The 23,263-nt window shown below is 40.5% G+C and carries 19 protein-coding genes; 13 read left to right on the forward strand and 6 right to left on the reverse strand.

Annotated elements, in window-relative coordinates; genetic code table 11:
- Positions 1-912: 912 nt before the first annotated feature.
- The 5 genes from MHN32_RS12625 to MHN32_RS12645 all read right to left on the reverse strand — a co-directional run bounded on the left by MHN32_RS12625 (position 913) and on the right by MHN32_RS12645 (position 2,491).
- Positions 913-1,293 (reverse strand): hypothetical protein, encoded by a 381-nt coding sequence (locus MHN32_RS12625; protein WP_235368516.1) that lies wholly within the window; start codon positions 1,291-1,293, stop codon positions 913-915.
- Positions 1,262-1,555 (reverse strand): hypothetical protein, encoded by a 294-nt coding sequence (locus MHN32_RS12630; RefSeq protein WP_174170136.1) that lies wholly within the window; start codon positions 1,553-1,555, stop codon positions 1,262-1,264. The genes MHN32_RS12625 and MHN32_RS12630 overlap by 32 nt, the downstream gene beginning before the upstream one ends.
- Before the next feature lie 95 nt (positions 1,556-1,650).
- Positions 1,651-1,977, reverse strand: a complete 327-nt coding sequence (locus MHN32_RS12635) for a hypothetical protein (protein WP_174170137.1) — start codon at positions 1,975-1,977, stop codon at positions 1,651-1,653.
- Positions 1,978-2,023: 46 nt separating this feature from the next.
- Positions 2,024-2,263, reverse strand: a complete 240-nt coding sequence (locus MHN32_RS12640) for a hypothetical protein (protein WP_010607034.1) — start codon at positions 2,261-2,263, stop codon at positions 2,024-2,026.
- A 12-nt stretch (positions 2,264-2,275) separates the two neighbouring features.
- Positions 2,276-2,491, reverse strand: coding sequence for a hypothetical protein (locus MHN32_RS12645; RefSeq protein WP_010607033.1), 216 nt, complete (start codon positions 2,489-2,491; stop codon positions 2,276-2,278).
- 1,087 nt (positions 2,492-3,578) lie between these two features.
- Here MHN32_RS12645 and MHN32_RS12650 point away from each other — a divergent pair.
- From MHN32_RS12650 to MHN32_RS12705, 12 genes are all read left to right on the forward strand, one after another.
- A complete protein-coding gene (locus MHN32_RS12650) occupies positions 3,579-4,934 on the forward strand; it encodes a radical SAM protein (RefSeq protein WP_010607032.1) in 1,356 nt (451 codons plus the stop codon).
- 127 nt (positions 4,935-5,061) lie between these two features.
- Positions 5,062-5,280 carry a hypothetical protein gene (locus MHN32_RS12655; RefSeq protein WP_010607031.1) on the forward strand — a complete coding sequence of 73 codons (219 nt, stop codon included), beginning with the start codon at positions 5,062-5,064 and terminating at the stop codon, positions 5,278-5,280.
- A gap of 292 nt (positions 5,281-5,572) precedes the next feature.
- Positions 5,573-8,509 carry a S8 family serine peptidase gene (locus MHN32_RS12660; protein ID WP_102057810.1) on the forward strand — a complete coding sequence of 979 codons (2,937 nt, stop codon included), beginning with the start codon at positions 5,573-5,575 and terminating at the stop codon, positions 8,507-8,509.
- A gap of 100 nt (positions 8,510-8,609) precedes the next feature.
- On the forward strand, positions 8,610-9,173 hold the full coding sequence (locus tag MHN32_RS12665) for a hypothetical protein (protein ID WP_010607029.1): 564 nt from the start codon (positions 8,610-8,612) through the stop codon (positions 9,171-9,173).
- A gap of 619 nt (positions 9,174-9,792) precedes the next feature.
- Positions 9,793-9,975, forward strand: a complete 183-nt coding sequence (locus MHN32_RS12670) for a hypothetical protein (protein WP_010607028.1) — start codon at positions 9,793-9,795, stop codon at positions 9,973-9,975.
- Positions 9,976-10,056: 81 nt separating this feature from the next.
- Positions 10,057-11,472, forward strand: coding sequence for a radical SAM protein (locus tag MHN32_RS12675; protein WP_100215558.1), 1,416 nt, complete (start codon positions 10,057-10,059; stop codon positions 11,470-11,472).
- A gap of 39 nt (positions 11,473-11,511) precedes the next feature.
- Positions 11,512-14,361, forward strand: coding sequence for an insulinase family protein (locus MHN32_RS12680; RefSeq protein ID WP_239421868.1), 2,850 nt, complete (start codon positions 11,512-11,514; stop codon positions 14,359-14,361).
- 44 nt (positions 14,362-14,405) lie between these two features.
- Positions 14,406-15,332, forward strand: coding sequence for an MvdC/MvdD family ATP grasp protein (locus tag MHN32_RS12685; protein ID WP_010607025.1), 927 nt, complete (start codon positions 14,406-14,408; stop codon positions 15,330-15,332).
- A gap of 78 nt (positions 15,333-15,410) precedes the next feature.
- Entirely contained in the window at positions 15,411-15,554 is a 144-nt protein-coding gene (locus tag MHN32_RS12690; protein ID WP_157757260.1) for a hypothetical protein, read from the forward strand.
- 1,110 nt (positions 15,555-16,664) lie between these two features.
- The gene (gene glmU, locus MHN32_RS12695; RefSeq protein ID WP_239421870.1) at positions 16,665-18,023 is read left to right on the forward strand and encodes a bifunctional UDP-N-acetylglucosamine diphosphorylase/glucosamine-1-phosphate N-acetyltransferase GlmU; all 1,359 of its coding nucleotides are present in this window, start codon (positions 16,665-16,667) and stop codon (positions 18,021-18,023) included.
- Between the two features lie 163 nt (positions 18,024-18,186).
- Positions 18,187-19,431, forward strand: coding sequence for an HlyD family efflux transporter periplasmic adaptor subunit (locus MHN32_RS12700; RefSeq protein ID WP_010607022.1), 1,245 nt, complete (start codon positions 18,187-18,189; stop codon positions 19,429-19,431).
- An 18-nt stretch (positions 19,432-19,449) separates the two neighbouring features.
- The gene (locus MHN32_RS12705) at positions 19,450-21,594 is read left to right on the forward strand and encodes a peptidase domain-containing ABC transporter (RefSeq protein ID WP_239421872.1); all 2,145 of its coding nucleotides are present in this window, start codon (positions 19,450-19,452) and stop codon (positions 21,592-21,594) included.
- 35 nt (positions 21,595-21,629) lie between these two features.
- On the opposite strand, the gene MHN32_RS12710 is transcribed toward MHN32_RS12705, so the two are convergent.
- Positions 21,630-21,818 carry a hypothetical protein gene (locus MHN32_RS12710; protein WP_239421874.1) on the reverse strand — a complete coding sequence of 63 codons (189 nt, stop codon included), beginning with the start codon at positions 21,816-21,818 and terminating at the stop codon, positions 21,630-21,632.
- A 233-nt stretch (positions 21,819-22,051) separates the two neighbouring features.
- Between MHN32_RS12710 and MHN32_RS12715 the strand changes: the two genes are divergently transcribed.
- Positions 22,052-23,257 (forward strand): lanthionine synthetase C family protein, encoded by a 1,206-nt coding sequence (locus MHN32_RS12715; RefSeq protein WP_029215890.1) that lies wholly within the window; start codon positions 22,052-22,054, stop codon positions 23,255-23,257.
- Positions 23,258-23,263 lie beyond the last annotated feature (6 nt).

The raw sequence follows: 23,263 nt of genomic DNA on the forward strand, positions 1-23,263 counted from the left end.
GTGATTCGGTAAAACGTGATTTTTTCATAGTTAGTCTCCTGCTTTAATGATTGCAGAAAACTCCAATTATGCATGTCTCATTTTATGGGAAGGTGACAGACAGGCTTCGCGCCAGCGCCTTTATCGCCATAGCGCTGTTTAAATCCGCTCTCTAAGCACTGCTAATCAATGAGCTTTGCTAGTTTCACCAGCTCATGATGCGATGAAACGATATCAAGAAGCTTGAATTAAAACGGGTGTTTTTGTGGTGTGTGCCTAGTTGATTCTGGTGTCATTTTTACACTCAAATTGCGATGTTTTGGTTGCGTGATTCAAAAAATCTGTAATTTGAGAGTAGTAAGAACATTTAGATCTTCAAGTAATTCAATTGGTTTAAGGATGAACATAATAAAACTTTCATGATATCGTCTTGGTATAATCTCGCAGTGAGGTCGTATGGGTACATTATCAGTCCAACAAGTTTGAAAATTATAAATGGAAAGTGCGTAGTTGGAATTGATCATTATAAAATTAGAGATTCACCCTTCTTCGTCATTTATTTTTGATATAGCTACTTTTAGGATATAGATAGAAACAACAATGCAAAAAATAAAAAATGCAGGAAACTTATCCATCATAGGTAAATAAAATAATGAGACCATGATGTAAATTATCCCTTCTGCGATCTTAAAATTCACAATGCGGTTCATAAATATTGAATTTATAATGAGAAAACTTGATATGAAGCTAAGTAATGCTAGGATGCTGGCAGCATCTAATTTAAGATGAAATAAAAAAGGGATTAATATAAGTAATAATATAGATAATGAAAACTTATATGGCTTTTCTAGGATGTTATTCATTCTATTCTCTCTACTACGTTATCTAGAAAAATGAGGCCAAATTCAGCCTCATCAAATGCACTAACCACATTTAGCGCATTGTACACATTGTCTTTCCAACAACCTCGAAGCACTTTACCATCGATCGCAATGTGTGGCTTTTGAGCTTCTTCATGCGTTTAAATTGCTTGGCATGGGCATAGCGCGCTACTTTTTGTGCGGTCTTAGGGCCAACTCGTTCATGACTTTGTCTAAGCCGAATACCGGCTTGCTTAGCGAAACCAACCAGTTTATCACGGCATTTTTCTAGTAGTTTATTGTCGGTTGGATGGGTGATATTTTTCTCCATGATGGTGCTGTCTAAGACTACTTCCCGTAAGCTTGAAGGCTTAATAATATTACTTTTAAGGCCCGCATCTACCGTGAGTGACAGCATTAATTCAACCCCATTTTCGCCAATATGGGTGGTCACACCACATGGCTACCGTATTTTCGTCAGACAATTTGTGAATTTGTTTCAGGTATTCGAGGCCCGCAAGCAGACGAATAGGCTTGGCGCCAGCGCCTTTATCGCCATAATGCTGTTTGAACTCGACCTCTAGACGCTGCCAGTCAATGAGTTTTGCTAGCTTCACTAGCTCATGACGGGGTGAAACAATATCAATAAGCTCGATTTGAAACAGGTGCTTTTGTGGTGTTTGCGCGGTTGGTTTTGGTTTTATTTTTACACTCAAATTGCAATGTTTTGGTTGTGTGATTCAAAAAAGCTGCAATTAGAGGGTAGTAAGATCGTTTAGATCTTCAAGTAATTCAATGAATTAAATTGGTTTCAGGGGCGACTATTTAAAAAAATAGCAATTTCTTTAGCCATTTTTTCAATGTTCTTTTTAGACTCCAACATATACAACACCCTTGAAGAACCGTTGATAAAAAGTTTTCCATCAACTAACTCAATAGAGTTAATTTTAACAGCAGGCAAAAAAGGACAGAAACAACAAAAGGCTTCATTTTTTTCGAAATAAAATAAACGTCTAAATGTTAGAGCAACATAAAACAACGAAGCTAACAAAAAAACATAAAAATCACCCCAAAATAAAAAAATAGGTACATAAAAGATAAAAAAAACAAGTGCTGAATTATAAAAGCTTCTTTTCATTTTCACCCTTGATTTGGGGTGATAAAACCACCCCAATTGAATAAAGTTACTGCATTAATGCGTAACTAACAGTGCCGCTTATAAAGCCAATACCGCCACCCATAAGCCCCAGTACAGCACCAGCAGGTGCACCGCCAATTCCTGTAGACGCAGTACCGAGTGTAAATCCGACTGTAGCACCAAACCCAGCTCCGCCAATAGCACCTTTAATACCAGCTTCCCAAAGACCTGATACAGAAACGGCACCATCAACTAGTATAACTTCATTTTTTTTCAATTCTCTCATGTTCTTAACTCCTTATTTAGCCAAAGCATAGTAAAGTGCGCCACCCGCAGCACCTACGCCAATGATGCCAGCAGTAACCCAACCAATAGGGTTGCTTGCCAGACCAACATAAATAGCAGCAGCACCTGCACCAGTCAGTCCACCATCAAGGCCACCAGCAATTAAATGATCGGATGTCCAAGCGGCACCATTTACTTCTTGAACTTGATTTAAATTCAGTTCTTTCATCTTTGTTTCTCACGTCAAAGTTAGTTATTAATTTATCATCACTTCCGCCAAAGAAGATGACTTGTTCTAGAGGGAGTTCAGCTCGCCTCCGAAAATTATAAAAACAATAAAAAAATAAAAAATCAAATTTTAAGAAATTAAATGAAAGTAATAAATTCATTGGTTTAGAGGAAAAAATATCAAAAAGTAATATTCTATAAGCATCTAGTAAGATGTTGTTTAGCAATCTGTGTCGTTTCATTAGAATAAACAAAAAAGAGGAATGGCGCATAAGCAAAGAGTTTTATTTAGACACTGGACAAGATTAAGAACCTGTCTTCATGTAAGGTTTTGATTTTGAGGATGTTCTTGAGGTAGGCAGACTATTTATGCAAGTTGATACATTGTTAGAACGCTTCTCTAGCATTGATTACTTGAGGTGAGAGCATATTTTTTTAACAAAACTAACTCTAGAAGAGTTTCTCTCTGAATTCGTCGTCAAGCCTAGCACCTAATGTTGCTGACTTTCTATGTACCAATGGTGGAGAATTTCTTCTTGTTGCATTATTTGCGCATCTTCAGGGACGGGGATAGATAAAAGTGTGTATCAATTCTTGTTGTTTGCCCATCAATTGCAACTAAGTCAGCAAGCTCTTGCCATTTCTGTTTGGTTTCTTTAGTAATTTATCAGCGCTTAATGCATAAGTAATATGCACTTATTCACGGCTGCACCCATTATTTTGTTGCTTGCTTTCTGACAAATCGCTTTTACTCAATGCATTGTTGAAAGATGATGTGATCCCACCGTGGGATTACCTGTAAGCAGTTTGCTTTTTAACCGCTTCATCAGAGGTCGTATACCATCATCTGAATTCGAGTGCTTAATCTCTCAAGCGTTAACCTGCTTCATTATTACTTAATGAAAACAGAGCTAAAAATCCCGCTAATTTTTATCAAACTCTTATTTTTTGAGAAGCTATTTTTATCTTTTTGTTTTTAAACAATAAATTTATTTGTTGTAATTTGCCTTACAAATTTTTGACTGACATGATTGGACCTAAGTTTGAGACGCTATGACATTTGGCGTGTTTGAAATGGGGCATAAGGCATGACAAATACATTAGAAAACGCTGGTGTGAAGGTTCGAGAGTATGATCGGAGCACCTATGCTGTGTGGGAAATTACCTTAAAGTGTAACTTAGCCTGTAGTCATTGTGGTTCTCGTGCGGGTGATAAACGAGCTGATGAGCTGTCGACTACGGAAGCGTTTGATTTAATCAAACAGATGGCTGATCTAGGCGTAAAGGAAGTGACCTTAATAGGTGGCGAAGCTTATCTACGTCCTGATTGGTTGATGATTGCGTCAGAAATAAAAAATAAAGGTATGAGAGTCACCATGACGACTGGAGGTTACGGCATTTCCAGAGGAACCGCAAAGCGCATGGCTCAAGCGGGCATTGAAGCAGTCTCAGTTTCTATTGATGGTCTTGAAGATGAGCATAATAGTATTCGTGGCAAGTCTGATTCGTGGAGCCAATGCTTCACCACATTATCTCAATTTAAAGATTTGGGAGTACATACTGGAGTAAATACTACAGTAACAAGAAAAAGCGCAAAGGACCTTCCTTTATTGTACGAAAAATTAATTGATGTCGGCGTCAAAAACTGGCGAATCCAATTGGCCGTGCCAATGGGGAATGCGGCTGATAATAATGAGATGTTGATGCAGCCTTATGAATTACTCGATCTGTATCCATTATTGGGGTTGCTGTCAGTTCGTGGCAGAAAAGACGATCTCATAATTCAACCTGGTAATAATGTTGGTTATTTTGGTCCTTATGAACGTTTGCTTAGAGGGACTTTTATGCAAGAGAGTAAGTACTCGTTTTATACCGGTTGCGTTGCAGGACAAGGAGCTATCGGCATTGAAGCTGATGGCAAGATCAAGGGATGTCCATCATTGCCGAGCGAAGAATATACAGGGGGTAACATCAGGGAACGTACATTGAAGGATATTTATGAAAATGCACCAGAACTGAATTTTAATAGTCAAGAAATGGACGATGCGTCGATTGCACATTTGTGGGGTAATTGTAAGGGATGTAAATACGCGAAACTGTGCCGAGCTGGTTGCAATTGGACTGCTCATGTATTTTTTGGAAAGCGAGGAAATAATCCTTATTGCCATCATCGAGCATTAACTTTAGCCGCCAGCGGTTTACGTGAGCGCTTTCAGCAGCGCGTTGCGGCTTCAGGTATCCCGTTTGATCACGGTGTATTTGAAATCTATGAAGAATCAATCTCTGCGACATCTAATGACAACGTAAATCGCTTCACTATTCAGGGTATAAATTTTCCTCCTTCTTGGTTGGCGACAGACTCTAATCTGAGAGAGCGATTAAATAGCGAGAAATTAAATGCAATTCATCAATACAGAGCGTTAGGTTTAGCTAAAGCTGTGTGAGTGAATAAAAGTCTGTGGCGGCAGACTTCTAGGTGTAAATGATAGAGGCACCAAAACTTAGCGGTTTACCGCAAAGTATACTCTCGAGAGTACAAGCTCTATCAATAAATGTAATAAGGAAAATAAAATGAGAAATAAAAACTACGATATGCAAGAGCTGAATAATGCAGCCGAGTTACTTGAGTTAGTCGAAGGTGGCACACTGCATGATAATGGCTTAACACCTGTTCCTTGGGATTTTCCTCGTGTTATTCCAGACCCTATTGACCCAGTAAAGCCTCCGTTTCAAATGTCTTACGGTATCTGGATCCCACCATATGATTTAGCTAAGTACTCTTTGAAATAAGCAATGCTTAAGGGGCGGAAGAGATTTCTTTTGCCTCTTTGTTACCTCATACCCCAACTGTTTACTAGGGTCACAAATTTTCATCAGCAATAGCATTAGGCTTTCTTAACTAGTTGATAGTGCTCTGGACAAATCGTGCGCTCTAGTCTTTTGATTTAATCACAACGACTACTTAACAAGCGACTGTCCAATAAGCGTCTCTCAATTATTAGCTGAATACTTCATATGGTGGAATAGGAAATAGAATAAACCCTTCAATACTTTGAAAAAGATAATAAAAAAGGAATAGAAGATGAAATTTAGTAAACTTGCACAAAGTTTATTATTGGCACTTTTGCCCGTAGGGCACATATATGCATCTGGAGCCGATGAGAATACAACACCTATTGTTGTGAGCTACACTCAGGGAAATTTACCCTCAGCATTTGTTGCGCGGTCAACGCTGTTATCTTCAGATGGTATCCGTACTTATGCTTCTCTCACCGTTACCCAGAATGAACTTGACTCTCTACTTGTAGAATCACTTAATCAAGGTGGTTTACTGCGGATTGAGGGAAATCATAGGTATCATTTCCCTCAATTACTTTCTCATAATGCGGGTGATAAATCGCAAAATCAGCTTAACTGGCAACAGTTAACAAAGCTTTCTAAACTGGAGGTTCAGACCGTTGGTACAACGAAAGTGTGTCTGATCGATTCAGGTGTTCAACTTAATCATTCCCAATTGAGCTCACAGTTATTTTCAGGGCTGAGTAGTGAGTATGCAGGCTTCTGGTATCAAGATGCGATTGGGCACGGAACTCACCTCGCTGGACTACTTACCGATCCTGTTTTTGCGAACGGTGAAATATCCGTTGAAGTACGAAAATTACTACGATCGGCTAATGGTGAGAATTCTATTATCCGCGATTCAGACCTAATTAGTGCCATAGAGCAATGTGCAAATTCAGGTGCTCAAGTGATTAATATGTCGCTTAGTAGTCCATACTTTTCATCTGCTACTCGAGATGTGATCGATAGACTTGCCTATGACAGAGACATTATTTTTGTTGCTGCTGCGGGAAATCACGGGATACCTCAATCAGATAAAGGTGACTACCTAGCGTTTCCAGCGGCTTATCGAAATGTGATCGCCGTTGGCGCGATCGATGAAAATACGGATCTTGCATATTTTTCCGCTGAGAATGCCAGTATTGATCTAGTTGCGCCCGGTGTGAATATTCGTTCGACAATGACAAATCGTAATCGAGTGACTGCGGTGAGCAATAAGGTAGGAAATAAACTGCACTTTGTTCAGATTGATAATGGTACTCAGGACTTTCCAAATGAATTGAGCTTAGTGGAAAATTGCTTGGTAGCGCTGCCTAAAACGCTATTGGATGAGCATGATACACAATATGCTCTATCCCCTGAAAGCAAGCAGTGGTTAAAAGATGCTACAGACACATGCGCTGATGCTAACGGTAGTGGGATAGTATTTACTTATGATGTTGGTATTGCAGATACTACCATTAGCAAGATCGATTTTAGTACAAGCTTCCCGACTCTACTTATTCCAAACTTGACGTTAACACACGGAAGTTCAGAGACATTCGATTTACAGGTTGATGTAAATCAGTCTGAGTATGCTGTTTTATCCGGCACATCACAGGCAGCAGCCATTGTAAGTGCTGGTATAGCCAAACTCAAATCAGCTAACCCTAATGTGGATAGAGAAACGCTAATTCAAGCGTTATTTGGCAGTGCCGAAGACCTGGGACAACAGGGTAGAGATGGTAAATTTGGTTTTGGATTAGTCGACTTTTATAAAGCAAACCAAGTATTAAATGGCGAGATTGAGTTACCGGAGCAAGGTGTAAATCACTGTCCTGCTTCTTGGTATAGTAATCGCGCGTATACACAAGGGGAGCGTGTTGCTTTTGGCCGCTTTGTTTATGAAGCGAGCTATTGGTCAAAAAATCAAAACCCTTTATTCTCCGATGGTGATTATGAAGCGTGGAGCTATATCGGTGAGTGCGATAAAACTCAACCTAGTTATACCGCAGACTTCGATAGTGACTATGCCAGTTCTGGTTACCAGTTATCAGAAATAGAACGAATCACAGTGGTTTATTCATGTGAAAGCTACACACTAGCTTGTGGTGGAGGTAATTCTGGTGGCGGATTTGGTGGCTTCATTAGCTGGGGTTATGGTGGTGGTTCAGGTTTTTCTGACGGCGGAGGCGGAGGAGGCGGCTCATCATCAAGTAATCAAAATAGTCAAAAAGAGAAAGAAGCTAAACAATTTAAAGAAGATGCAGGCGATATTACTAACGTTGTCGCGCAATTCCAGTTGAAGCTAAAGCAAATATTAAATGGCCTAGACCCAAATAGTTCAGCCTATAAACAAGTCAATGGAATGCTTCAAAACTTAGGTAAACTCGCCGATAGGCTCAACAGTGGCGTACAAGGCTTTAGTCACGCTTGGAATGGTGAGGGTCAAGAAGCGTTAGCTGAGGCACTTGCATTTGTGGTTGCCGTTAAAACTGGTAAAACGATCGATGCTGTTGGTCGAATGTTAGGTAAAAACCCTGTAGTTGCTGTTGGCAAGGCTGCAGTCTCTGTTGGGTTCAGCTACGCGGCTGGTAATAGTGTTGAAACAGCTGTTGAAAATTTTGTTTACGATACGTATGTCAAGGATGCGATGACTGCTGCTAGCTATTATCAAAAAGTCGTGAATAAAGGAAATGAAATACTCAATGACATGCGCTGCGGTTATCAGCGGGTAACTAGGCCCGATATGTTATGTCGAGAGCATCTGAGAAGCATCGATCTGCTTGATAACACGTACATTGTTATGCTTGATCTAGATAACAATGGTGTTCGCTGGCAGTCCGCGCAAGCAGACAGAGAGATTTCCTTAGGTCAAAGTGACGGAATGTTATTCATAGACTTTAACGGAAGCGGCGAGCTCGACAGTGTTAATGAAGTGCATTTTGGTCATGCAGATACTCAGTTGGATACTTTATTGCTATTAGATAGCAATCGCGACTTGAAGATAGACGCATTAGATAGCAATTTTGACCGTCTAATGGTTTGGCAAGATCTTAACGCGGATGGTCGAGTCAATTCGGATGAATCTATCTCTGCCGCTAGTTTAGGGTTGGTAATCCATTTAGAAACTCCAAGCTTACAATTTACAGCGACAACTCATAGCGGTCCGGTAGGACTAATTAAGAGTAAGCAGTAATCGGCAAGCAGCCACGGAATGCTAGTTATTTTGTGGCTGCATATTTTCCATAGTTTGCAGTAATATCAACTTAAAAATAGCAGTAAAGGGAACATCAATCGTGGACGATCACATACAAACCTCTCCCCGAGGGGAGTCTACACTGGTAGATGAAGTAAACACTACGCAATTTTACTTTTCAATTAAAGTATCTCGTCTATTATTTGCATTAGCCGTTTTTTTCGGCATATCAGCTTGGATGTCGGAGGGGATATACTCACCGCAGAGCGCAGCGTCGGCGTTTAAGTCTGAACTTCTCAGTAACCCTAAAATACTTTTTTGGTTTAGCTTATACTGTGTCACTTTTATGGTCTCGGCTGGATTTTATTTGTTGGTTACGATTCAAAATAAGTTGGTTTTAGATGTCAAGAATTGCACGATTGTGATTTCTTATCTGTTTTTGCGAGACAAAACGATCGATTTTGAAAGCCTTGATAGCTTATTGGTGTTTCAAGATGAACATGAGCCATCTTTATTTGGCTTACATTGCCAGGACAAAGACCAACGCAGGGATAAATATCTAAGTAAGGGTATATGTTGGAGACTAGCAGAATCGCAATTGGCAGCATTTCTTCAAGTGATTAAAAAACACCGATTAGATCTCGGAGTTTCGCCTTGGGATTGAAGTGTACCAAACATAGTAAGCATCACTCTTACGAGATTATTCATAAACTTTTCCAAACTCCTTTCGCATCACACGACTGTTGATCTTAGTAGGTCATACTTTTGAATGGCCATCATCATTTTATCTCTCTAGGCCGTACGCTCATGTTATAGACACTGAATGATTAATGGGGGCTCATCAACTGTCTCTCATCTGTCAAAGTGTTTAGTTTGATTTTTACATTAGCTGAATATCAATATCAAACCAATAATATACTCTTATTTGGCCATAATATTGGTGCTTAAGATTATGATAATTATAGTTAAGTTGTTTTTTTCCTTTGTTTGATTTAAAACTTTTTTAGCAACAATATTGAGCCATACCGAATTGAAGAGATGTGTTATTTACCTTTCACACTTTGCAACTTTAAGTCGGTCTGGCAGGTGGCTGTACTCAACTCTACTTCTCCACTTTGTCTGAAAATCGATTACCAAAAAAAGCGAGATAGTATCAATCTCAGCGCCACAAAAGGACAGTGGTTCTGTGTTGGTTGGAAGATCTAGCGATGCCTTCCATTTGAAGCTTCAAACTTGGTAATCAAACTACATGTTATTTTTTAAAAATAAATTAGGATAATAAAATGAAAGACTTACATCAAAATATGCAAGATGTTACCGAAGCAAAAGAACTACTTGTAAAAGTAGAAGGTGGTCTATCACCTATCAAATTCCCTGGTGATGACAAATTACCACCTTGTGACTGGTGGGTTTGCCCTCAGCCGTTATACGGCGTAATCATCGATCCTCCATTTGAAAAGTTCTAAGAACGTTTCGAATAGATCGTGATTGTGTTGGTGGCGCGTTATGCGCCACCAATAAGACTTGAGCTACTAGGGGTTAAAAATATGTCAGTCAATATGGATAGTGCAGGAATAAAAATAAAAAAAGAAGCACGCCAAACTTATGCAGTATGGGAAATTACGTTGAAATGTAATTTAGCGTGTAGTCATTGTGGCTCGCGAGCAGGAGACAGCAGAGTAAATGAACTCTCCACAACAGAAGCATTAGATTTGGTCCATCAAATGGCTGACCTAGGCATTAAGGAAGTTTCACTGATTGGTGGTGAAGCCTTTATGCGCCCAGACTGGTTGATGATAGCTGCTGAAATTACCCGCTTGGGTATGAAAGCTTCAATGACAACTGGCGGCTTTGGTATTTCTGAAGGAACAGCTAAACGTATGAAGCAGGCTGGTATTTCAACAGTTTCTGTTTCTATTGATGGATTAGAAAAAGAACATGATTTGCTCCGAGGAAAAGTTGGAGCTTGGAAGCAATGTTTCCTGACAATTGAACGATTGACCAACGTAGGAATTAATGTTGGTTGTAATACTCAGATAAATCGTTATTCGGCAAAGCAACTGCCTTTGCTTTACCAGAAACTTGTAGATGTGGGGGCTAGAGCATGGCAATTGCAGCTAACAGTACCTATGGGTAATGCTGCAGATAATGATGAAATGCTATTACAGCCGAATGAATTACTTGACGTTTTCCCTCTAATTAACTTTCTATCTGTTAGAGGTAGGCGTGATGGCTTAGCTGTGCAAGCAGGTAATAACATTGGTTATTTTGGACCTTATGAACGTCAGCTTCGAGATAATAAATCCACTCATTCTGAATGGGCTTTTTATAGAGGTTGTGGAGCCGGCCAGAATACACTCGGTATAGAAGCTGATGGGAGCATTAAGGGCTGTCCTTCATTACCAACAAATGCATACACTGGCGGTAACATTAGAGAGCGTTCACTACGCGATATCTATGAAAATACTGATGAGCTTAGATTCAACGATATTAATAAACCTGAAGATGCGACCAAACACCTTTGGGGAGAGTGTGCAACCTGCGAATTTGCAAAGGTTTGTCGTGGCGGTTGTAACTGGACCTCTCATGTATTCTTTGGCAAGCGTGGAAATAACCCATATTGCCACCACCGAGCTGTAAAGATGGCAGTAAGAGGTAAACAAGAAAGGTTTTTCATTCGAGAAAAAGCGTCTGGAGACCCATTTGATCATGGGGTATTTGATTTAGTTGTTGAAGATTTCAAACCTTTAGATCCACAGGATACTTCTGTATTCAGCTTAGCACAGGCGCAATTTCCTGAAAATTGGCTTGAAGCGGACCCCAATTTGGTCAGGCGTTTGTTTACTGAAAGGGGCCTTGTTATGAAGCAATACGTTGACTCAGGTATTGTACCTAAAGAGGAATCTCCTTGGTTCGATAAAACCCAACGAGAAGCACTGATGTCTAGCGCTGTGCCAGCCTAAGTAATTATAACACCGATAAATTTTAGAGGTATGTGAGTTATGTTTAACAACAGATTGTCTTTAGTCGCTTTGGCATTACTTTCTCTTAATGCTACAGCACAAAAAAATACTACGATAACGCAACTGACTTCTGCTGTACCATCTGATATTGCACAGTCTCAATTTATCAAAAGTGTGCAAGATGACAGAAGTTATGATGAGCTCGTATTGGAAAATGGCCTACGAGTTGTGGTTGTCTCAGACCCCAGTATTTCAGAAGCTGCTGTAAGTCTGACGGTTGGTGTTGGCCAATATCATGACCCTGAATCTTATCAAGGGCTGGCGCACTTTCTGGAACATATGATCTTTCAGGGATCTAAGGCTTACCCTAAGCCAAATGCATTGAAGGATTTTATTAGCAAGCATGGCGGACAATATAATGCCGCCACTGAATTGCAAATGACGAGTTACTTCTTTAGTTTACCGCAAGATAAATTTGATACTGCATTGACGATGCTTAGTGATGCAATCGTTAATCCTCTTTTTGATAAAGAAAATATTGATAATGAAATCAATGCAGTAGATCAAGAGTGGCAACGATTGAGGCAACAAGATAGCTTCGTGATTAACCGTACGGCCGCCGTAACCGTTAATCCAGAGCATCCAATTAGAAAGTTCGGTGCAGGCAATAAAGCTTCATTAAAGAGTAAATCAAATAAGAATGACCTCTATGCAGCGATGGCTAACTTTTACAAGCAGTATTACTCTGCAAACTTAATGACAGTGACGCTAGTGGGAGGGGAGTCGACTGGCGAATTAAAATCGTTAGCAAAAAAGCACTTTGCAAAAATAAAAAACTTACAGGTTGAACCCCCAATTATCTCAACACCGGTATTTACAGAAGCTACACTAGGCCAAGAAATCAAGCTCCAAACCAAAGTTGCTACCGATCTATTACTATTACAGTTTCCATTGCCTTCAAACTTTGCTAACTGGCAATTTAAGCCAAATGCGTACATTCAAATGTTATTGGCTTCTCAAGAACCGGGGTCCTTGGCTGCTACGCTGACTGAGCAAGGGTTAATTGAAATGATGCTACCTATGTTGATACCCAATAGCTACGGCGTTGAGGGTACTGCGCTGGTACAATTTATGTTGACTGAAAAAGGCAAGATTCATCAGGAAAAAATAGTCGCAGCATTTTTTGATTACGTTGAACTCATTAAGGAAACTGGGATAACTGAAGGATATGCCGCTGAGCTTAAACAAATGCTTAATGGTCAATTTGAGAGCTACCAAAAGCCTCCCGCGCTTCATTTGGCAATGCAGTTTAGTCGTATGATGCAAACTGTACCTGCTCGCGATATCCTTCATTTTGATACTTATTTTAAAGGTTTTAATTCAGCAGTCATTCGCGAAAGTTTATCTAATCTCACCTTAGAGAAAGCCAGAATATGGCACATTAGCGACGATGAAAAAACGGGCACTTCTTTGCAATATGCACAAGGTAGCTACCATGTTGCTCCTTTGTCCGATTCGGCGAAAAAAAGTTATGCAGATTCAGGGTTGAACTTTAAGTTGCATTCGCCTTCTGTAGAAGAAGAGGTTGCTACACAGCTTGTTAAGCAAAGTAACGAGCTACCTAGCCAAGTTGTTGCATCAAAGGGTATTAGTGCTTGGTTGAAAAATAGTGAACATTTTACACAGCGTCAGGGCGTTTTAGGTATATCCATTGAAAGTGCAGTACTTAATCAAGATGTGAAAAATCACACAATGCTGAACTTGTTAAATGTGATGATGATAAGAGAGCTGCAAAGGTTGGGGACTCGTGCTCAACAAAGGCATCAGATAAACCTGATGGCGATGCAGAATGCGCAAGGAAATTTAGCGATCACTCTCTCAGGGAAAACAGGAAAGCAAGATTATTATGCAGAGCAGCTTTTTAAAGAAATTACCGGCATGGAAATTTCGGAATCTAGACTTGAAGCTGCGAAAAAGTTGTATTTAGAATCTTTAGAAAATCTAGATAAATTGCCGCTTGCGTACCAGTCGGAACTGCATTTTGGTCGACAAGTTAAGACTGAAGCGATGTTGTGGACAACAGAGCAGGTTATCGCACAACTTAAGCAAGTTAATACCAAGGAATTAGCTAGTTTTCACAATAAGTTAGTAAGTAACACTTACATCGATATATTTGCATTTGGTGGTTATGACCAAGCTGATGTGCAAAGTCTTGCGTATAAAGTAAGAGAAACTTTTGGTCCAACATCCCAGACCCAAAAGCCACAGATTACAACCAAATATGCTCCTCAAAAAGGTTATATGACGAATGATAAACAGCGCTCTTCACTGGATAACGTTTATTATAGAGAGAGTTATATTTACGCCGAAAAATCCGCGCCCACGTATGCTGCGCTTATGGTGTTGAACCAGTTTTTTAATAGCTCAATATTCAATACTTTGAGAACTGAAAAGCAAATGGCTTATGCGGTAGGGAGTAAAGCGTTTAAGGTACATGATTATCCTGCTTTCAGTTTATTTATTGAAAGTGCAAATACCTCGTTACCAAAGATTAAGTCCGAGTTTGATAATTTCATTATGTCATTTTATCAAGGACTTGAAAAAATGGATGAGAAGGAGTTTGAGGTTGTTAAAGATGGATTGCTTGTCAGTTTAGAAAAGCAGCCTGAAAATGTATTTATTGAATCTCAGCGTTACTTCGAAGATTGGTTGAGTGGTAGGCTCGATTTTAGTTCTCGAGATGAGCTGATACATTATCTGAAGCGTGTGAATAAGTCACAAATTATTCAAGCCTATCAGCAATTATTAATTGACTATCAGGGTGAAGTGCAATTGCTTCAAATTAAAGGCCCGAATTCTAATAGTGAATACTTTGAATTTGAAGAATAAATTCTGCTGTAACGCAGGCCAGTATTGCGAGGCTTAGAGTAAAAATGGCAATTATTGTTATGGGACAAGTTGAAGATGCTCATACCCAGCATATGTTTCAACAGTTAAAGCGCTGTCGAGATGAGGTATACCATTTTCAATCACATGATTTTCCGTCAAAGTGTCAGTTGAGTTTTGATTTCGTAGATAATAAACATTCGATAAGCCTTGCCTGTGGAACACAGATTTCTCTTGATGATATTGAGGCTGTGTACTGGCGAAATTTTTCTGGGGTGAGTGATGAATCGACACGTGAGAATGTGGGCAGTTTGGATAGCTTAGCAGCACAGGACAGCATGGCTACTATCCGCACTTGGATGCAGTTAAACAATAATACTCGCTGGTTTAATAGCTGGGCGGCATATCAATATCATTTGGAGAAACCGAGGCAGTTGGCCAGAGTAAAAGAGCTCGGCTGCCTGGTGCCTAGTACTTATATTGGTAATGAGCTTCAAGCGATCCAAGCGGCATATAAGGCTTTTGATAAAGCGATATTCAAACCAGTTTATGGCGGTGCATATACGGAATGGCTAACTGCTCAGCATATTGACCCAGAGCATGCTCTCGTTGCTCTGCAAAAGTCACCCATCACTGTGCAAGAGTATATTGAAGGCACAAATGTACGTACATTTGTGGTTGATGGCAGAGTTGCTTCAGTTGCAATTGACAGCAACAGTGTTGATTTTAGAGAAGATGATCTTGCAAGTATGCGATTGGTCAATACGCCTTTAAGTATAAAGAGCCAAGCGATCGCCGTAACGAAAGCGTTGCAACTTAACTGGACCGCGATTGACTGGAGACGAACGGCGACTGGTGAGTACTATTTCCTTGAAGCTAATCCCTCACCGATGTTTCTCGGTGTAGAAGAGCGCACTGAAGTGCCAATCACAAAATGGCTGATAGATGCGATGACAGAAAGTAAAAATAAATAATTTTAACTGTTTTGGTATAAATCGGGTGGCGGCCCTCTCGTATCAAAACTTACTTGTAGATGTAATAAGGAGAAAACTATGCATCCATTTTCATTAAATAAAGCGCAGCAAAAGAAAGTAAACGGTGGTTTACCTATTAAAGATCTGAAGAAAGAGACGCAGCCTGCTGGTTGTGTTGAAGGTGGCGGTATCATTCCACCTGATTTCTTTAAAGATATGTAATTAAAAAAGAGCCAGAGTGTACGCTTTGGCTCTTTTTTTATACTTTTTAAGTAAGCAGTCTTTAAAACTATTATTTTTTGGATTTTTAAATGAAACCGTAGTTAGCGTGACTAAAAATGGTAAAGTTTATATAAATCAATAAATTACTGTTGTGGCGCAGCAAAATAAAAACCCAAGTCATTCTAAAAGTGGAAATTCTGGTGATTGAGACCATGACCAAGACCAGCAATCATCTGACGACAAATCCCTAGGAGATGCTCATGATGATGGCTATGGCGGTGATCAGGAGTGTTATACAGCTTATACAAACTCTGGTGATGGTGAAGTTGAGCAAGTAACCTGTATGTAATAGCTAATGATAACAACAAGGACAGCGATAGTTTTGCTGTCTTTATAACACGAGGGGTTAGATATTGAACTCGAGTTATTTATTAAAGATTATATTTTCTGTGGTCTCTTTTAATGTTTTCTACTTACTTTTTACTCTTTTCTTTGAAAGAGACTTTGACTTTTATGTCTCAATTTTTGGCAGTTTTGGTATTCTATTCTCGATAGTTGTTTTTTCATCCGAAGATGAGTGAGTTAATTGTTTTTAACGAACCTGAGATTTACAAAAACTAAAATTGCCGTTGAGTTGTGAAGTTTATCTTATCCGGCAATGTATTAGCTCTATGCTTTTGGTAACTCTACCTACGAAACCGTTGTATAGCTATTTTTGAGCTCTTTCATTATCTTCAGTGTTTCCGTCAGCTTAGTTGTCATGCATATCATGGGATCACTATAATTGGCGCACAGTGTTTGAGATTCATCTATATGTGGCTGGTGTAGGTTGATGGCTGTTCGCTGCCCATTGAAAGGAACGCTCTCGATACCGGATAAAAAGCTGTGTGCGGATAAACACTCTCATTATCAATAGTTTCTTTTTCAGCCGGATACTCTCTTACGTTTCTGAACAATCCCCGCTACAATATTGCAAAATTTGTACTGAGTAAGTACTTATCTGCCTGCTAATTTTAGGTATCGCGATGCACATAGAAGTGATGGCGTTAAAGGCGTAAGTATAGAAAAGTACACCTGTTTAACTGACACAAGAAAAAGGATCCTGTGTTCATGCCATTAAATACAATTATTCTGGCTGCGGGTAAAGGTACCCGCATGCGCTCAAAACTGCCAAAAGTACTTCACCCTATTGCAGGAAAGCCAATGGTGCAGCATGTCATCGATAATGCGGTGTCTCTTGGGGCGCAATCGACCAATTTAGTATTCGGACATGGTGCGCAGCAATTAAAAACTGCTTTGGCACATAACGAAGTAAATTGGGTTCATCAAGCTGAGCAATTAGGTACTGGTCACGCGGTTGCGGTTGCGAAAGAGCATATTGGAGATGAAGATAAAGTTTTAATCCTCTATGGTGATGTTCCACTGACAAAAAAGAGCACGTTACAGCGTTTACTAAATGTGACGCCAGATAATGGCCTTGCTGTACTCACTGTTGATTTAGCAAATCCAACGGGCTACGGCCGTATGTTACGTGAAAACGGCAAATTAGTTGGTATTGTGGAGCAAAAAGACGCGTCTGCTGAGCAACGTGCTATTACCGAAATCAATACAGGCATAATGGCGGCAAATGGTGGGCTACTAAAGAAATGGCTTGGACAGTTATCTAATAATAATGCACAAGGTGAATACTATCTCACTGACATCGTTGCTATGGCGCACAGTGAAGGGATAGAGATTACTTCTGCACAGCCTGATGACGAAATGGAAGTTGAAGGTGCGAACAACCGTGTGCAGCTTGCTGCTTTAGAGCGTGCCTATCAGGCTTGGCAAGCAGAAGCTTTGATGGTTAACGGTGCAAGTCTAGCGGATCCTGCTCGTATTGATGTCCGTGGTCAAGTAACGACCGGCGAAGATGTTCAGATTGATGTTAACGTGATATTTGAAGGTCATGTTGAAATTGGCGATGATGTCGTCATTGGCCCAAACTGCGTACTTAAAAACTGTAAAATCGGTAATGGTGTTGTAATTAAAGCCAATACCCTTATCGAAGATGCACTGGTCGCTGATAAATGCACTTTAGGTCCATTTGCACGCCTGCGTCCTGGGGCGATAATGGAAGAAGACTCTCATATTGGTAACTTTGTAGAGATGAAGAAGTCGCGCCTAGGTAAAGGATCAAAAGCTAATCACTTAACTTACCTCGGTGATGCCGAAATAGGTGAAAAAGTGAATATTGGTGCTGGTACCATTACTTGTAATTACGATGGCGTTAATAAGTCAAAAACCATCATTGGAGACAATGCTTTTATCGGCTCAAATTCATCACTAGTTGCACCTGTTGAGATCGGTAGCACGGCAACGATTGGTGCGGGCTCTGTTATTACGTCAACTGTAAAAGATGAGCAGCTAGCAGTAGCGCGTGGAAAGCAGCGCAACTTAGATGGCTGGCAACGCCCAATTAAAAAGTAGTAATGTTATTTCATTATTACTTTCATAGAGATAGGTTTAAATTTCTCTAACTTTTAGTAGGGCAAGTTATGACTTGCCTTATTTCATTCCTTTCTGTTACCGCCCGTGGTACATTGTATTTTCAATAAAAAAATATTAACAATAATATTACCCAATAAGTGCTATGGAAAATTTATTTCGCCGTGAGGTGTTTGAGCATAAGCAGCATCGCTTAGAGGGCACAATTAGCTTAATCCAACCACCTGTATTTAAAACACTGGGGTTACTCATTTTAACGGTTGTGATTTTAAGCATCGTGTTTCTATCAAGTGGTAGCTATACCAGAAAGGAAAGAGTATCTGGCGTTATTGAACCCAGTGGTGGGCTACTGCGCGTTGCTGCAATGCAACAAGGTGTGGTGTCCGAAGTGTTGGTCAAAGAAGGGGAGCAGGTCGCTGCAGGACAACCTTTACTGCGTATTGCATCCGCAAAACATAGCACCGAAGCCACTGAGTTAAATCAAGCATTATTGAATCAATATCGCTTTCAACAAAAGAACTTACTACAGCAGATAGAGCAACTGCGTGGACAGTACCAACTTGATATAGAAGAGCTGCAGCAACAAGAAACCACCGCAAGAGAAAAGCTAAAAGAGCTTGAGAGCCAAGCGGCCACGTTCCAAGAGCGGCTGCTACTCAATCAAGATTTGGTATCACAAATTGCAACCTTAAAAGGCACTGGGTATATTTCTGAACTTGAATTACAGCGCCAAAAAGACACTTTGCTTTCACTAAAGCAGCAAGCTTCTTCAATTCGCTCAGAGCGTATAGCGCTAGAATCGCAGCTTAAAAACATCAAAAATCAATTAGCTAAATTGCCAATTGAACACCAAAACCGAATTTCTCAGCTGCAATCACAACAAGCCGATCTACTGATCCAAATCTCGTCCATTGAGCAGGAACGACTTGGTGAAGTCCGTGCTACCCAATCAGGTATAGTCACTGGATTGCTTGCTAAGCTTGGTAAAAATGTTTCCATGGGACAGCATTTACTGACCCTTATCCCTGAGCATAGTGATATGCAAGCTATTGTTTATATACCAACTTCAGCTTTTGGTTTTATCAAAGAAGGTCAGGAAACTAAATTGCGCTATCATGCGTTTCCCTACGAAAAGTTTGGTATTTACAAAGGGAAAATTGTGGAGCTTAGTAACAGCGTTATTTTGCCCGAAGAAACCAATATGCCTGGTATTATTCAAGAGCCCGCTTATCGAGTCGTGGTTGAGTTAGACGAACAAGCTGTCAAAGCATATGGTAAAGACACAGCTTTGCGGGCTGGTATGACTTTGGATGCCGATATTGTGGTCGAAGAAAGGTCCTTGTTGCGCTGGTTATTTGACCCAGTATTTAGCATTAAAGGTCAGTTATAAGAAGTAAAAAGGGTTGATATGGAAATGGAACACGAAGGCGCGGCCAGCAAGTTAGAGTTTTGGTCACGGAAATCTTTACCTGTGATCATTCAATCGGAGGCTGCTGAGTGTGGTCTTGCGAGCCTTGCTATGGTTGCTGGATATCACGGTTACCATACTGACTTAACGCGTCTGAGACAGCGCTTTAGTATTTCAATCGAGGGTTGTACGCTGCTCGATATTATGCACTTTGCTGAAAAACTTCATTTAACCTCAAGACCACTTCGGATTGAACTTGAAGATCTTGATGCACTGCAAGCTCCGGCTATTTTACATTGGAACATGAATCACTTTGTGGTACTGAAAAAGGCCAACGAAAAACGTATTGTGATCCATGATCCAGCCAGTGGTGAAAAAACCTATACGATGGAAGAAGCTTCTAAACACTTTACAGGAGTGGCACTGGAGCTGACTCCAACAAAGGAGTTCGAAAAGAAAGAGCAAAAAGCGAGTCTTAGATTTGCTGACTTCTGGAGCCGTATCACTGGCTTAAAACGTTCGTTACTGCTTATTTTTATGCTTTCTATTTTGCTGCAAGTGTTTACGCTTGCTGCACCATATTATATCCAATTGGTGATAGACGATGTCATACTAACCGGGGATACCTCATTACTTACTGTGCTTGCGGTTGGATTCTTTTTAGTACTATTGTTTGAGATAGCTACCAATGCACTGCGGGGCTTTACGTTACTGCATTTTGGCAATCAAATGAATATTCAGTTGGGAGCTAATCTCTTTCACCATTTAGTACGCCTACCCATTACCTATTTTGAAAAGCGCCATATGGGGGATGTTGTTTCACGGTTTGGCTCTCTTCAGCAAGTAAAGCAGCTACTTACAACAGGAGTAATCGAAGCCATCATTGACGGTTTAATGGCGATAATCACTCTAGCGATGATCTTCTTCTATAGCCCCATGCTATCTGCCGTCGTAGTTATCGCCGTTATTGCTTACGCGATTATCCGAATTGCTATGTATAAACCATTTCGCAATATCAGTGAGCAGGAAATTATGGCGCGCGCTGAAGAAAACTCCAACTTTATGGAAACGGTACGCGGAATTCAGACGATTAAATTGTTTGGTTCAGAGGTTAAGCGAGAAGGGCAGTGGCAAAATCGCTACGCTAGTGCGATTAACCACAATATCCGCTTGGGCAATTTTAAAATTGGTTATGACGCGATTAACCGAGCACTGTTTGGTGTCGAGAATATCATCGTCGTTTATTTAGCTGCACATCTCGTTATTGCTGGTGGATTTAGCACTGGGATGCTGTTTGCTTTTATGTCTTACAAGCGTCAATTTATGGATAAAACCGCTAACCTAATCGAGAAACTCATAGAGTTTAAAATGCTGGGACTACATTTTGACCGCATTGCCGATATTGCTTTAACAGACAAAGAAGAGTTGCAACCTGATCAATATCGTAAACTGAATATTGAAGGCAAAATAGAGGTGAAGAATGTTTCCTTTGCGTATTCTGATGCAACACCAAATGTTATTGAAAAACTAAACTTAACAATCAATGCGGGTGAGTCAGTAGCAATCACAGGGCCTTCCGGTTGTGGTAAGTCGACGTTACTTAAGTTAATGCTGGGGCTAAATAAACCATCCAGTGGTGAAGTTTTGGTGGATGGCATATCTCTTAGCCAAGTTGGTGCAAGACAGTATCGTCAGCAGATAGCTGCGGTGATGCAAGACGATGAACTCCTATCCGGTACTGTGGCTGATAATATTGCCTTTTTTGATTCACCAATCAATATGGAAAAAGTGGTGCATTGTGCTCAATTAGCAGCTATCCATGATGATATTAGCGATATGCCAATGGGCTATGACAGCCTGATTGGTGATATGGGGTCGAGCTTATCCGGTGGTCAAAAGCAGCGGATCATCTTGGCGCGTGCTCTGTATAAAGACCCTAAGATTCTGTTTATGGATGAAGCAACAAGCCACCTTGATACGGGGCTGGAAGAAGATATCAATGAAGCGGTATCGCGGTTGAAAATTACCCGTGTGATCATTGCGCACCGTAAAGAAACTATCGCCTCGGCTGACAGAGAAATCAAGCTTAAGAAGCCGATGCATAGTGAGGGTGAGGAGCAAACGTCAACATCTGATTCAGAATAAATAAAGCGAGCATAGAGCTCGCTTGATATGTATCTTTATGGGATCTGACAGGTGTGCTCACGGCAAGAGCGGTTACGACCTGTCCAACAGTCACCGTAGCGATCAGTGAATAAGGCTGTTGCAGGAGATTTACCACCAGCAATCTGAGGTGTCATATTCGCTGGAATAGATTTGCTGTCGTTGGAAAGCGCTTTTATACACTTTTTGTTTAGTGCTAATTTCATTTGTTGTTCCTTACTTTTGCGGTTAATAACAATCCTTTATTTCAATCCTTTTAACCCCCCAAACTCAAAGGGCGTACAAAAAAACTAGTTCTAGTTAGGGTGAATGTCAATTCTTTGTTTGTTTTGTGTTTATCTGTATTTCTTGTGTGTCAAAGTTTGAGTTTGACTGAACAAAAGGTTAACTTACCTGTAGTGAAGACAAAATTAAAAACAGAATTTGAACAAGGATAAGTATGCTAATGCCATTAGATATAGAAAAAAAAGAACTCATCCTGGCTATGGTAGAAAAGCTGGCTAAGCAGGTAGAGTCAGACCTAGAAATGCTAGACCGTAATGGTTTGCTCAGTGGTCTTGCTGGGCACTTATTGTTTTTATTTCGAGCGGCGAACTTTAATGATGCTTGGGTCGATGAGGAAAAATTTCATCTGGCGCTAGATAAGCTCCAAAACGAATTGGCGGAACAAACCCCGGAACTGAGTTCAGGGTTAGCTGGGCAGGCGTGGGTGCTTGAATATTTTAACCAGTATGACGACGAAGATTATGACCCTGAGCTGCTGGAGGAGATAGATCACTTCTTTGCAACGGCACTTGATTTTACTCCTTGGACGGGAGAAATTGAAATGGTGCTCGGCCTAGCTGGTTATTCACCCTATATCTCACGTCGCGCAAAGAGAACTAAACAAAGCACATTATTTGATCGGTTAGTGACGGGTTATGAATCGGTTGCTGTAGAGTTGAGTGATCAGCAGATCGCTTGGTCTCAGCCAAAACAATCCGTATATCGTTTCGATAAAGAAGATACGGAAAGTCATGAGTTTAATTTGGGACTAGCGCATGGCGTACCTGGCATTATTGCCGCACTTCTTCCCGCGCTTCAGGATCAAAAGGTAAAATTGCGCGCGCAGAAGCTAGTTATCGCAGGTTGTGATTGGCTGCTTGAACAACAAAGTCATGCAGAGGATAAGAAGGCGTGCTTTGGCTCATGTGCAGGCGACGAGCACCATTCTCGGTTAGGTTGGTGCTATGGTGACTTAACTATTGCGTTGACACTTGCAAGAGCTGGGCATGCGCTTGATAAGCCAAGGTATGTTGAGCAGGCATTGGAAATTGCTTTGTTTAACGTCGATAGAGATGCAACACAAGGCCATATTAACGATGCTGGACTTTGTCATGGATTTTTTGGGTTAGTCACCATTTATCAACTGCTCAACCAAATCATGCCTCATCCTAAGTTACAGGGCGCCGCTTTAACTTGGCTTGACTACGGTTTAAATCAGTACCAAGAGCGTGGATTAGAGGCCTTATATTCATATAACGGTCTGGAAAAGGCACATCAGGAAGACCATAGCTTTTTAATGGGTTATTCTGGTATCGGCCTTGCTTTAATTGGCGTGTTAGATGACAACCTAGATTGGGTTGATTGTTTGCTAATGAGTTAAGGAGTG

The organism is Pseudoalteromonas sp. Of11M-6 (assembly GCF_022347905.1).
GTDB lineage: Bacteria > Pseudomonadota > Gammaproteobacteria > Enterobacterales > Alteromonadaceae > Pseudoalteromonas.